This is a genomic window from Polaribacter reichenbachii (assembly GCF_001975665.1).
Lineage (GTDB): Bacteria > Bacteroidota > Bacteroidia > Flavobacteriales > Flavobacteriaceae > Polaribacter > Polaribacter reichenbachii.
This window is the reverse complement of sequence record NZ_CP019419.1, coordinates 3,031,101-3,044,517: the sequence shown is the minus strand read 5'-3', so window position 1 is coordinate 3,044,517 and position 13,417 is coordinate 3,031,101. Positions and strand designations below refer to the sequence as shown.

13 protein-coding genes are annotated in these 13,417 nt (G+C 26.8%); 9 read left to right on the top strand and 4 right to left on the bottom strand.

Annotated features, from left to right (window positions below; all coding sequences use genetic code 11):
* Nucleotides 1–6 precede the first annotated feature (6 nt).
* The 5 genes from BW723_RS12965 to BW723_RS12945 all read left to right on the top strand — a co-directional run bounded on the left by BW723_RS12965 (nt 7) and on the right by BW723_RS12945 (nt 5,747).
* Nucleotides 7–576, top strand: a complete 570-nt coding sequence (locus BW723_RS12965) for a hypothetical protein (RefSeq protein ID WP_068360300.1) — start codon at nt 7–9, stop codon at nt 574–576.
* 140 nt (nt 577–716) lie between these two features.
* Nucleotides 717–2,462, top strand: a complete 1,746-nt coding sequence (locus BW723_RS12960) for a sensor histidine kinase (protein WP_068360303.1) — start codon at nt 717–719, stop codon at nt 2,460–2,462.
* Between the two features lie 120 nt (nt 2,463–2,582).
* A complete protein-coding gene (locus tag BW723_RS12955) occupies nt 2,583–3,101 on the top strand; it encodes a hypothetical protein (RefSeq protein ID WP_068360307.1) in 519 nt (172 codons plus the stop codon).
* Between the two features lie 2 nt (nt 3,102–3,103).
* Complete coding sequence (locus BW723_RS12950) at nt 3,104–5,038, top strand: sensor histidine kinase (protein ID WP_068360309.1); 1,935 nt, start codon at nt 3,104–3,106, stop codon at nt 5,036–5,038.
* A gap of 67 nt (nt 5,039–5,105) precedes the next feature.
* Complete coding sequence (locus BW723_RS12945) at nt 5,106–5,747, top strand: response regulator (RefSeq protein WP_068360310.1); 642 nt, start codon at nt 5,106–5,108, stop codon at nt 5,745–5,747.
* Here the strand turns inward: BW723_RS12945 and BW723_RS12940 are convergent.
* Nucleotides 5,744–7,927 carry an ATP-dependent DNA helicase RecQ gene (locus tag BW723_RS12940; protein WP_068360314.1) on the bottom strand — a complete coding sequence of 728 codons (2,184 nt, stop codon included), beginning with the start codon at nt 7,925–7,927 and terminating at the stop codon, nt 5,744–5,746. The two genes, BW723_RS12945 and BW723_RS12940, sit on opposite strands and share 4 nt — an antisense overlap.
* 137 nt (nt 7,928–8,064) lie before the next feature.
* Here BW723_RS12940 and BW723_RS12935 point away from each other — a divergent pair, with 137 nt between their 5' ends.
* The 4 genes from BW723_RS12935 to lptB all read left to right on the top strand — a co-directional run bounded on the left by BW723_RS12935 (nt 8,065) and on the right by lptB (nt 11,026).
* Complete coding sequence (locus tag BW723_RS12935; RefSeq protein WP_068360317.1) at nt 8,065–9,033, top strand: KpsF/GutQ family sugar-phosphate isomerase; 969 nt, start codon at nt 8,065–8,067, stop codon at nt 9,031–9,033.
* On the top strand, nt 9,033–9,854 hold the full coding sequence (gene tatC, locus BW723_RS12930) for a twin-arginine translocase subunit TatC (RefSeq protein WP_068360319.1): 822 nt from the start codon (nt 9,033–9,035) through the stop codon (nt 9,852–9,854). Before BW723_RS12935 ends, tatC begins: the two co-directional genes overlap by 1 nt.
* Entirely contained in the window at nt 9,838–10,197 is a 360-nt protein-coding gene (locus BW723_RS12925; protein ID WP_068360321.1) for a carboxymuconolactone decarboxylase family protein, read from the top strand. The genes tatC and BW723_RS12925 overlap by 17 nt, the downstream gene beginning before the upstream one ends.
* 88 nt (nt 10,198–10,285) lie before the next feature.
* Entirely contained in the window at nt 10,286–11,026 is a 741-nt protein-coding gene (gene lptB, locus BW723_RS12920) for an LPS export ABC transporter ATP-binding protein (protein ID WP_068360323.1), read from the top strand.
* A gap of 21 nt (nt 11,027–11,047) precedes the next feature.
* Here the strand turns inward: lptB and BW723_RS12915 are convergent, their stop codons facing one another.
* Genes BW723_RS12915 through BW723_RS12905 form a run of 3 tightly spaced genes read right to left on the bottom strand, consistent with a single transcriptional unit; the run spans nt 11,048 to nt 13,364 of the window.
* A complete protein-coding gene (locus tag BW723_RS12915) occupies nt 11,048–11,407 on the bottom strand; it encodes a VOC family protein (RefSeq protein ID WP_068360324.1) in 360 nt (119 codons plus the stop codon).
* A gap of 12 nt (nt 11,408–11,419) precedes the next feature.
* Nucleotides 11,420–12,634, bottom strand: a complete 1,215-nt coding sequence (locus BW723_RS12910) for a sensor histidine kinase (RefSeq protein ID WP_068360329.1) — start codon at nt 12,632–12,634, stop codon at nt 11,420–11,422.
* Between the two features lie 4 nt (nt 12,635–12,638).
* The gene (locus BW723_RS12905) at nt 12,639–13,364 is read right to left on the bottom strand and encodes a CDP-alcohol phosphatidyltransferase family protein (RefSeq protein WP_139059105.1); all 726 of its coding nucleotides are present in this window, start codon (nt 13,362–13,364) and stop codon (nt 12,639–12,641) included.
* Nucleotides 13,365–13,417: the final 53 nt, after the last annotated feature.

Genomic DNA, 13,417 nt, shown 5'->3' with positions numbered 1-13,417 from the left:
CTCAAAATGAAATTTGTAAAAATTCTATGTTTAACATTATTATTTTGTTCTTGTTCTGTTAGTAAAGGCAAAGTTGATGAAAACAATCCCAGAAAACTTATTGAATATTTTAATACAAGTATACATTCTAAATTACATCAAGTAGTTCATCTTGGTACTATTACTGATAAAACAAACAATGAAATTCCGCACGCACTATTAATTAAATTTGATGCGGATAGAAATGGTTGGTTTTCTAAAAACTTCACTTTAAAAGATATTGAATTTAATATCACTAACTTTACTACAAATGATCCTAAATTACTTATCGAAAAAGTAAGCTATTTTAAAGAAGATAAAAAGTTTGTATTAGCTGTAAAAATTGATGAAAATAAAAGTAAGCTAGAAAATAATCCTTTAGACAAAAATGCTAAAGAATATTTTTTAAAAAACAATAGCAATAAAACATTATTTTCTGATAATATCATCATAAAAAAAGGCACAGTTTTAGATTTTCATATAGATTTTATAAATGAAAATCCTCAAGATGTAGATAAAGAAACCCCAGAAATTGAATGCAAACTCAAGGTAAACTAGTTAAAAAATATTTATTTTTAATATTTATCTTATTCATAAACTGTTCCTCTTTCTGTCAACAAAAAGAGAAAGACAGTCTGCTGTATAAACAAATTTATTCAGAATTAAGTCGCTATAATTTTTTTAGAGCTTCAGAAGTTTTGTCAAAAATTAACACTAATGATTCAATTTATTTAGCTAATTATTATATCACAGATTTTTACCTAAAAGGCTCAAAAGATAAAATATTAAGCAATAAATCTTTAAATACTACTAAAGACTTAAATCTAAAACTTAATTATACAGATTATCTAAATTATGCTACCAAAAACAACGATTCAATAATTTACAATAACTACCTAGAGGTTTTAAATATTGCCAAGCAAAAAAATGACATTTTTCAAATAAATGAAGCTTTAAGAAGAATTTTATACTATTTTTTTAAAAGAAACAACTCTTTAAATTACGATAAAGTTGATAAGTATTTAAGTGAATTTAAATTATTAAAAACTTCTGATTGGGATAACTTTTGGTACGAATATTTAAGTAACGGATTTAATATTTCGAAAGCCTATTTTAATAAAACTGAATACCCTAAAGCATCAGATTTTAAAAGTTGCCTAAACTTTGCAGAAAAAACTCAAAACAAGTTTGCAAAAATAAAAGCAAACCAAATAATTGGAGCTACTTACACCTTAGCTAGTAATAAAAATAGTGATAGCGCTTTTTATTATTTTAACAAAAGTAAAATGTTATTGTTAAAAGAAAATAGCTTCTTTTTTCAAGAAATTCTAAGTCAGATCTATTTTAATTTTGGTAGAATAGAATTTGATAAAAAAAACTTTGCTAAAGCCATTCAACTTTTTAAAAAAGCCAAAGAAAACAAACAATATGCAAACCAAAGTAAACTTAAATATTACTTGTATATCTCAAAAGCTTTTGAGCAAAATAAACAAAATGATAGTGCTTTTTTTTATTTAAAAGTTCATAATAAATTAAAAGATAGTTTAAATCTATTAAATCAATCAATTGCTATTTCAGATATCAAGGAAAAGTATAATACCCTAGAAAATGAAAAGCAAATTTTAGAATTAGACTCTAAAAGAAAACAAAATTTAGGCTTTTTAATAGCAACAATATCAACACTTATTTTAATAAGTATTATTGCAGCCTTATCATTAAAAAACTCTAAAAGAAAAAGAAAACTTGCAGAGCAACAAAAAGAGCTAGAAACTATAAAAAACCTAACCCTTTTAAAAGAACAAGAAATAACTACTATAAATGCAATGGTAGATGGCCAAGAAAAAGAACGCAAACGAATTGCTGAAGATTTACATGACAATTTAGGTTCTGTTTTGGCTACTTTAAAATTACATTTCGAAAACTTAAAAATTAATAGAAAGAAAAAGAAAATAGACCAAAAAGAGCTTTTTAATAAAACCGAAAATTTAATTGATGAAGCGTATTTAAAAGTTCGAAGAATTGCACACGCTAAAAATGCTGGAGTTATAGCAAATCAAGGTTTATTGTTAGCTGTACAAATGATGGCTGAAAAAATATCATCAGCAGATAAAATTCAAATAGAAGTTATTCATTTTGGTTTAGATAAACGTTTAGAAAATACTTTAGAAATTACTCTTTTTAGAATTATTCAAGAATTGGTAACTAATATAATCAAACACGCAGATGCTAAAAATGCGACCATCAATATTTCTTTGTATGATAAGAACTTAAATATTATTATCGAAGATGATGGAAAAGGTTTTGACATTAAAAAAGTGAATTTAAATAACGGAATGGGTATCAGTTCGATAAAAACTAGAGTAGAACATTTAAATGGTACTTTTAAAGTTGATGCTACTTTAGGAAGAGGAAGTTCTATTATTATTGATATTCCTGTAAATTAAATAATTAGCTAATATTTTTTTATTATATTTAGCTTATCTAGGTATACCTACTTATAGGTATAAAATTGCTACAAATATTTTTGATCTTTGAAAAAAAACTAACCAATAATAACGTAAAGTATGGATTTTAGAACATCAATAGATTTAAATTCGACAGATAAACAATTAGTATTAGCTTCAGTAGAATTAAGTACTTTCTATTGTGTTTATGCAAGTTTTACAAAAACAAGTAATAATGATGATTTTACCATTGATTTTTCAATAGTAAATTATAAAGGACCTGTAAAAGTAAAAATTAATAAAGTTGTTAAGGTAGAACAAGTAAAAAATGGTTTTACTCACTTTAAAATATTCACTTCTACAAATGGTGATGATAATCATATAGAAAAAGTAAAATTAAAAAAAGATGAATATTTAATTTGTCAAAGAATAAGCGCTAAAGAAAATGAAATTTCACCCTTTTTAGTATCTGAACATCAGTTTACAAATATAATAAGTGGTTATAAAACACCCTATGAAATAGAAACTGAAGAAGCTGAAAAGTATATTGCTCAAATAAAAGAAGAAATTAAAAGTTTAAAATCTTTTGATGCAGCAAGTCCCAAATTATGCGTTGTTGGTACTAGTAAATTAATATAAACTTGTCTTATAATATTTTTTATTTTTTAGTTTTATTAAATATTGCTTTTTATACTCAAGAAAAAAATGAAATTCTTGTAGATAAAGTAATTATTAATAATATTTTACAGGATTTACAACAATTTAAAATCAATAAATCTTATAAAGAAATTAACAGTATAAAAAATGTTACATTAAGAAATAAAGTTAGCTTATATTTTGAAATTAAAAAATCTAATGGTTTTCAACAACATAATGTTAATGATAGATTACAACATATTGTCTTAAAAAATCGTGATGAAAACCTAACACTTTTAATTGACTTATTAATTCTTACAGAAAATGAAATTTCGTATAATAATGATCGATTAAAAGCTTTTGATTTTGCTTACAAAGGACTTGAAATTTCTAAAAAACTAAAAAACCAATTTTTACAAAGAGAATTTTTAATTTTAATATTAAAAATATATAAAAATGGCATTGTTAATAATGATGTAAATATTGAAAAATATTTACATCAGTTATTTACTTTAAGTCAGAATAACAATGTATATCTTTTTAAATACTATACCTACAAAATATACTTAAATGAAATTGGTTTATTAAAAACAGATCAAAAATCTAAATTTGACAAAAGAACAGAAATAAGCCTAAGCAATTTTAAAAAATTAGACAGTTTAATTAATCTATTTAAAAAAAATAATAATTTAAATATCGAATATTATCATTTAAAAGCACTTATTTATTCTTTTAATGATTCGCAACTTGCATTACAAAATTTAAAATATGAACTCAAATTATTAAAAGCTAAGAATCATATTTTTTTTAATAAATATAAGTATGAAAATTTTAAAGAAATTGCTCGAAAGTTAACAGAAAACAAAAATTACAATGAAGCAATTAATTACTTAAATAAAGCTAAAATATTTGAAAGCAAAATAACACCAATAAGAAATAAATTTGTTTATAATTTATACATAAGCGAAATGTATAATGGCTTAAACAAAAAAGATTCTGCTTTTAATGCTATGAAATTAGCTTTTCAAAATAGTCTTTCTTTAAATTTTAAAAATCAAAATAATTTAATTTCTTCTTTAGAAGTAAAGAATAAAACAGTTGAAAAAGAAAAAGAAATTTTAGAGTTAGACGCCAAAAGAAAACAAAATTTAGGCCTTTTAGTAGCAACAATATCAACACTTATTTTGATAAGTATTATTGCAACCTTATCACTAAAAAACTCCAAAAGAAAAAGAAAACTAGCAGAGCAACAAAAAGAACTAGAAACTATAAAAAACCTAACCCTTTTAAAAGAACAAGAAATAACTACCATAAATGCAATGGTAGATGGCCAAGAAAAAGAACGCAAACGAATTGCTGAAGATTTGCATGACAATTTAGGTTCTGTTTTGGCTACTTTAAAATTACATTTCGAGAACTTAAAAATTAATAGAGAAAAGAAGAAAATAGATCAAAAAGAACTTTTTAATAAAACCGAAAATTTAATTGATGAAGCGTATTTAAAAGTTCGAAGAATTGCACACGCTAAAAATTCGGGAGTTATAGCAAATCAAGGTTTGTTGTTAGCGTTACAAATGATGGCTGAAAAAATATCATCCGCAGATAAAATTCAAATAGAAGTTATTCATTTTGGCTTAGATAAACGTTTAGAAAATACTTTAGAAATTACTCTTTTTAGAATTATTCAAGAATTGGTAACTAATATAATCAAACACGCAGATGCTAAAAATGCGACCATCAATATTTCTTTGTATGATAAGAACTTAAATATTATTATCGAAGATGATGGAAAAGGTTTTGACATTAAAAAAGTGAATTTAAATAACGGAATGGGCATTAGTTCTATAAAAACCAGAGTAGAACATTTAAATGGTACTTTTAAAGTTGATGCCACTTTAGGAAAAGGAAGCTCTATTATTATTGATATTCCTATTTCATAAAAAAATCATTACATATAGGTATTTTTAAACTTATTAAAAGTTGTATTTTTAATAAAAAACTAAAACTATGATAACAATTATAATGGCAGAAGATCATCAAATGTTAATAGACGGAGTTAAATCTTTCTTTGAATATGATGATGAAATAAACATTATTGGTGCTGTTAATAATGGAGATGAATTGGTAAAATTAGTTACATTAAAACAACCTAAATTAGTTATCACAGATATTAGAATGCCAATTATGGATGGTATTCAAGCTACTAGAATCATCAAAAAAAATATGCCACATATAAATGTTTTGGCAATGACAATGTTCGATCAACCAGATGCCATTAAACAAATGCTAGATGCTGGTGCAACTGGTTACATTTTAAAAAACTCCGGAATTAAAATGTTATCAAAAGCAATTGTTACAGTAGCCTCTGGAGAAACTTTTTTCGATCCAAATGTAGCCTTCAATTTTATGAATAATTATATCGATGATAATGTTACCATTGGTAAATCGAATAAAGTTATTTTATCAAACAGAGAAAAAGAAATTTTAAGTTTAATTGCCAATGGAAATACTTCTAGAGAAATTTCAGAAAAATTATTTATAGCGAAAACAACTGTAGACACCCACAGAAAAAACATGATTCGTAAATTAGATTTAGCGTCTGGTAACGAATTAGTTAAATATGCAATTGATAAAAAATATCAGTTTTAATTTCCTACTTCATTAATAAATTTAATTCGCATTAAACGCAATTCCTCATCATCATAATCACCATCAAACTCATCTAAAGCATCTTGAATTCGATCAGTTTCGGCTTCCATAAAATAATCGTGAATTTCTTCTTGCTGATCTTCATCTAACAAATCATCTAAAGCGTAATTGATATTTATTTTTGTACCAGCAAAAATAATTCTTTCCATTTCCTTAATCAAGTCACTCATCTCTAAACCCTTAGATTTAGCAATATCTTCTAAAGGTAATTTTTTATCAGTATTCTGAATAATAAATAACTTTAAACCAGAATTTACACCTGTACTTTTTACAATTAAATCATCTGGTCTTAAAACATCATTCTCTTCTACATAAGTAGCTATAATTTTTACAAAGTCTTTACCAAATTTTCTAGCTTTCCCTTCTCCTACTCCATGCACTTTAGATAATTCGTCTAAAGTAATTGGGTATTTTAAAGCCATATCATCTATAGACGGATCTTGAAAAACAGCAAAAGGTGGTACACCTTGTTTTACAGCAACTCTTTTTCTTAAATCCTTAAGTAGTTTTACTAATTTATCATCAGAAACTCCACCTGAAGATTTTGAGTTTGTAATAATAGAATTATCATCACCCTCATGATAAGAATGATCTTCTGTCATCATAAAAGAAGTTGGTTTCTTTAAATAATTTTTACCATCTTCAGTTAATTTTATAACGCCATATTGTTCAATTTCTTTCTTAATGAAATTAACTACCAATATCTGGCGAATTAAAGCCATCCAATAAGATGCCGTTTTATCTTTACCAACACCAAAAAATGGTTGTAAATGTGTTTTATGCGATGTTAATAAAGCATTTTCTTTACCAACAATGGTATTAACAACTTCTTTAGCTTTATATTTTTGTAATGTTTCTTTTACAACTTTTAAAATTATAACAACATCTTCTTTTGCTTCGTGTTTTTTCTTAGGGTTTCTAGAATTGTCATCCATATCTGCACCTTCCCCATTCACTTCATCAAATTCCTCACCAAAATAATGTAACAGATATTTACGTCTATTCATAGATGTTTCTGCATAACCAACCACTTCTTGCAATAATGCATGACCAATTTCTTGTTCTGCTACTGGCTTGCTAGACATAAATTTCTCTAACTTTTCAATATCTTTATAGGCATAAAAAGCCAAACAATATCCTTCTCCATCATCTCTACCTGCTCTACCTGTTTCTTGATAATAACTTTCTAAACTTTTAGGTATATCATGATGAATTACAAAACGTACATCTGGTTTGTCTATTCCCATACCAAAAGCAATTGTTGCCACAACAACATCACAATCTTCCATTAAGAACATGTCTTGATGTTTCACTCTTGTTTTGGCATCTAAACCAGCATGATATGGCACTGCATTTATGCCGTTAACTTGCAAAACTTGGGCAACTTCTTCAACTTTTTTTCTGCTTAAACAGTAAATAATTCCAGATTTGCCTTCTCTTTGTTTTACAAAACGAATAATATCTTTTTCAACCTCTTTAGTTTTAGGTCTAACTTCGTAAAATAAATTAGCCCTATTAAAAGAGGCTTTAAAACGATTTGCATCTGTTATACCAAGCGTTTTTAAAATATCTTCTTGTACCTTTTCTGTTGCTGTTGCTGTTAAACAAATTACGGGTACACTATCAATAGCTTTAATAATATGCTTTAAATTTCTGTATTCTGGTCTAAAATCATGACCCCATTCAGAAATACAATGTGCTTCATCAATAGCTACAAAAGAAATTTTTTGAGTTCTTAAAAAAGTAACATATTCTTCTTTTATTAAAGATTCTGGTGCAACATATAATAGTTTAGTAATTCCGTTTGCAATATCATCTTTAACCTGAGCTACTTCTGTTTTATTTAATGATGAATTTAACACATGTGCTACTCCATTATGTTCAGAAATACCTCTTATAGCATCTACTTGATTTTTCATCAAAGCGATTAAAGGTGAAACCACTATTGCAGTACCTTCTGCCATTAAAGCTGGCAGTTGATAACAAAGAGACTTTCCTCCTCCTGTTGGCATTATTACAAAAGTATTATGATTGCTAACAATACTCTTTATTACTTCTTCTTGTAATCCTTTAAATTTATTAAAACCAAAGAATTTTTTAAGAGGACTATGTAAATCCATATAAATATTAAATTATCATTTTTAGAAAATGCAAACCAATTACTATATTGTTTGATGAAACTTATTTTTATAGTAAATTTGCCTGTTTCGTATATCTAAAGATATAACTTTTTTTTATTCTGATAAAAACATAAAGCTTGAAAGATAATACCACCATAATTGCAAACGCAAAAAAAACAATAATTGCTGAAAGTGAAGCTATTGCTAACTTAGCAAATTTTATAGATAGTAATTTTGTAAACGCTGTAAAATATATTCATAACTTTAAAGGTCGAGTTATTATAACTGGTGTTGGTAAAAGCGCCAATATTGCCACAAAAATTGTAGCTACTTTTAATTCTACAGGAACTCCTGCTGTATTTATGCATGCTGCAGATGCCATTCATGGAGATTTAGGAAATGTTTTAGATGATGATGTGGTTCTCTGTATTTCTAAAAGTGGAAATACCCCAGAAATAAAAGTTTTAATTCCGTTGATAAAGAACTATGGAAATAAAATTATTGCAATAACTGGTAATGTAGATTCTTATTTAGGCAAAAATGCAGATTTTACATTAAATACTTATGTAGAAAAAGAGGCTTGTCCAAATAATTTAGCACCAACAACAAGCACAACCGCTCAATTAGTAATGGGAGATGCTCTTGCTGTTTGTTTATTAGAGTTAAAAGGATTTACGAGTAAAGATTTTGCAAAATATCATCCTGGTGGTGCTTTAGGTAAACGATTGTATTTAAGAGTTTCTGATTTAATCGTTAATAATGAATTACCAAAAGTTGCGAAAAATGACACCATTGCAAAAGTAATTATAGAAATGTCTGAAAAGCGTTTAGGGGTTACTGCTGTTGTAGAAGGTGATAAAGTTTTAGGTATTATTACTGATGGTGATATTAGAAGAATGCTAAGTAAAACCACAAAAATTGATGATTTTGTTGCTGAAGACATTATGAGTAAAAACCCGAAAACCATTCATAAAGATGCTATGGCTATTGATGCTTTAGATGCTTTAGAAAATAGTAGTATAACTCAAATTTTAGCTGTAGATGATTCAAATAAATATGCAGGAGTTGTACATTTACATGATTTAATTAAAGAAGGAATTTTTTAATGGCAGAACAACAAAAAGAAATGTCTTTTTTAGGACATTTAGAGGAATTAAGATGGCATTTGGTAAGAAGTGTTGCTGCAATATTTATTTTGGCAATTACATTCTTTGCATTTGCAGAACAAGTGTACGATCATTTTTTACTAGCACATATTAAGCCCGATTTTATCACCTACCAATTATTTTGTGATGCATTTCAATTATTTGGTATCGATAGTGCTTTTTGTAATGTTAGTTTTGCTGATAAAAAACTACAAAGTATAAAAGTAACCTCTCAATTAATGAACTCTATTTGGTCTTCATTAATTCTAGGTTTAATCGTTTCTTTCCCTTATTTATTATGGGAAATTTGGCGATTTGTAGCACCCGGTTTAACTGCACATGAAATAAAAAAATCGAAAGGATTTATTTTTATTGCTTCCTTTTTATTTTTTATTGGAGTGTTGTTTAGTTTTTATGTAATTGCACCAATCTCAATACATTTTTTATACAATTACCAAATTACAGATGCTATTGAAAATAGTTTTACACTAGAATCTCATATTGGTTTGGTTACAAATATGTTATTAGGGGTTTCTATTTTATTTGAATTACCTGTACTCATCTACTTTTTAACAAAAATCGGATTAATTACACCAGAGTTCCTTAAAAAATACAGAAAACACGCTTTAGTAGTTGTATTAATATTAGCAGCAATTATTACACCTCCAGATGTTGCAAGTCAAGTTATAGTAGCAATTCCTATCTTAATTTTATATGAAATAGGAATTAGCGTATCAAGAAGAGTTATTAAAAAACAAGAAAAGAATGCCAACAAAAGTTAAAGAATTTAATGATTATCGTGCTAAAATGAACGATAAAATCTTAGCTTCAGATAATAAAGTTATCAAAAGAATATTTAATCTAGACACCAATGCTTTTAAAGAAGGGCATTTGCCTGTAAAAACAAAAGAGCTATTAGGTTTAGTAGCCTCTATGGTTTTAAGGTGCGATGATTGTGTACAATATCATTTAGAAGCTGCAATGAAAAATGGGGTTAGCAAAGAAGAAATGATGGAAACCATGTCTATTGCCAATTTAATTGGTGGTACCATTGTAATTCCGCATTTACGAAGAGCTGTAGAATATTGGGAAGCTCTTGAAGAAGAAAAAAGTTTAACTGAATAATTGTTTAAGAGTGTTTTAAGAACTTTATAATTTTAGTTAAATACATTTACATAATTAAACAGTACCACAATTATATATTTTTGATAAAATGATATTAAAAGCAGAAAATATTGAAAAACTCTATGGAAGTAGAAAAGTTGTAAAAGGCATTTCTTTAGAGGTTCAGCAAGGTGAAATTATTGGACTTTTAGGCCCAAATGGAGCTGGAAAAACAACTTCTTTTTATATGATTGTGGGTATGATTAAACCTAACGAAGGCAAAATTTTTTTAAATGATGAAGAAATAACCAATGATGCGATGTACAAACGTGCGCAAAAAGGAATTGGTTATTTGGCGCAAGAGGCTTCTGTTTTTAGAAAACTTTCTGTAGAAGACAATATAATGTCTGTATTACAATTCACAGATTTATCGAAAAAAGAACAAAAAATAAAGCTCGAATCTTTAATTGAAGAGTTTAATATTGGTCACGTTCGTAAAAATAGAGGAGATTTACTTTCTGGTGGTGAAAGACGTAGAACAGAAATTGCACGTTGTTTAGCTTCTGATCCTAATTTTATATTGTTAGATGAACCTTTTGCGGGTGTAGACCCAATTGCTGTAGAAGATATACAAAGTATCGTTGCTCAATTGAAAAACAAAAATATCGGAATTTTAATTACAGATCATGATGTGCAAGCAACTTTGGCTATTACAGATAAAACCTATTTAATGTACAATGGTAGTATTTTAAAAGAAGGTACTCCAGAAGAATTAGCAGCAGATGAAATGGTTCGTAAGGTGTATTTAGGTAAAGATTTTGAATTGAAAAAGAAGAAAATCTTTCAATAAAAACTGTTTACTTATACTTTTTTACTGATTAAAGCACCCAATATGCCAAAGAATTCCTGACGGATCGTGCAAAAAGAATTCTTTACCCCAATCGTTAGTAACAATTGCTGATAGTTGTACTTTTGAATACTTTTCTGTAAGATTTTTATTTTTTATTTCTAATAAATAAGCTTCAATGTCTTCTACTTCTAAAAATAGCATTGAGTTATCTATCCAATCTTTTACATATGCTTTTTGTAAATAGAAATTTAATTTTTCATCAACCTTAAAAACAGATAAATTGGTAGATAATTTTACTTCTATAAAGCCTAAATCTTTGTAAAAACTACGAGAGATTTCAAAGTCTTTTGCGCCAATAAATGTTCTTATCGATTTAAACATAATCAAAAATTATTACGCTAAAATTTCCTTTTTAGAGAAAGAGAAAGAAAAGCAAACTCCGCTTTTACCATCTTCTCTATTTTGTAAATTAATCTCGCCTCCCAACCTTGTAATAATTGCTTTTACAGTAGCCAAACCAATTCCTGTATTATCATTATTGCTATTGTCTATAGTTTCGAACATATTAAAAACTTTGTCCCAATATTGTTCTTCAATTCCTGGCCCATTATCTTTATAAACAAAATGATAATGTTGTGGTTCGTCTTTAAAATCTATTTCTATATTTACTTTATCTTTATTAGTATATTTTCTAGAATTAGATATTAAATTCTGAAAAACTTGCAAAAAGCCGATTTTTGAAATATGAATATTTGTGTCTAAAACATCAGAGTTTAAAAATATTTTCTGTTCAAAATCTATGTTTTTAATAATACTATCTATTAACTCTTTAGCGTTAATATCTTCATAAACAATGTTTTCAGTATTTACTTTTGTATATTCTAAAATATCATCAATTAAAGTACTCATATAAACAATTCTGTTAGCAATTAAATCTATATGTTTTTCAGCTTCAGTTTCTTTAAATAGATCTTGAAAATCTTCTTTTAAAACATCCAACAAAAAATTAATCCCGCTTATTGGCGATTTTAAATCGTGAGTTAAACGATATGCAAAATTATTTAAGCGTATATTTAGTTTTTCTGTTTCAACATTTGCCTTAGAAAGCTCGTTATTTCTTTTCCTTAATTCTAAGAGACTAACTACTTGATTTGCTAAAAGTTTTAAAGATTCTTTTTGAGTATCATTTAAATCGCTTGGCTCATTATCTATAACGCATAAAGTACCTAAAGCATTCCCATCTGGCGTTACTAAAGGCGCACCAGCATAAAATATAACCTTTGGTTGTTCTGTAGTTAAAGGATTATCAAAAAAACGTTCATCTTTTGTAGCGTCTTTTACAATAAATAATTCATCAGGATTTAAAATACTATGTGCACAAAATGCCAATTCTCTTGGTGTTTCTGTTGCATCTACACCATAATGAGATTTAAACCATTGTCTTTTTTCATCTATTAAAGAAATTAAAGCAATCGGTGTATTACAAATACCTGATGCAATTTTTGAAAGTGCATCGTAATCTTCTTCTGGTAAAGTATCAAGAATATTGTAATTATCTAAGGCTTTTAACCTTTCTTCCTCATTTTCAGGAATTTCTGCTGATTTCATAACACTAAACTTTGGGGGTTAAATTTTTTATTATTGATAAAAATACATAAAAAGTTATAATAATTGGTATAGATAAATAGTTTAACAATAAAATTAACACTAATGAAAACGCTAAAAACAAGTAAGTTATCCAATTATTTTTTAATGAATAATCTTTAAACTTTAAAGAAAACAAAGGCAATTCTGCATTCATTAAATAGGTTAAGACCCAAGTTATTGCAATTAAAAAGTAATTATTATAGGTTAAGTTTACAGCAAATTCAATATCTGAATACTCTTGAATTAAAGGTAATGAAATTATAAATAAACACATTGCAGGTGTTGGTAAACCTATAAATGAGTTTGTTTGTCTGGTATCTAAATTAAATTTAGCCAGTCTATAACAGGCTGCAAGCGTTAAAATTAAACCAATTAAAGAAACATCAAAGATTGACTTATCAATATCATTAAAGTCTTTTAATAAATTATTCTGAATTAATTTTAGCATAATAATACCAGGCACAACTCCACTTGTAACCATATCTGCTAAAGAATCTAATTGCTTACCTAATTCTCCTGTAACTTTTAATAAACGTGCTGCAAAACCATCAAAAAAATCAAAAAGAATACCAATTAAAACAAATATACTAGCGTTAATAAAATCTTCTTCTACTGCAAATATTGCTGCTACTGTTCCACAAAAAAGGTTACCAAGTGTTAACAGATTTGGAATATTTTTTATAATTTTCATTGATGTTTTTTGTTGATTTTCCGCTAAAATAAGCATTCAAAATCACTCCGTTT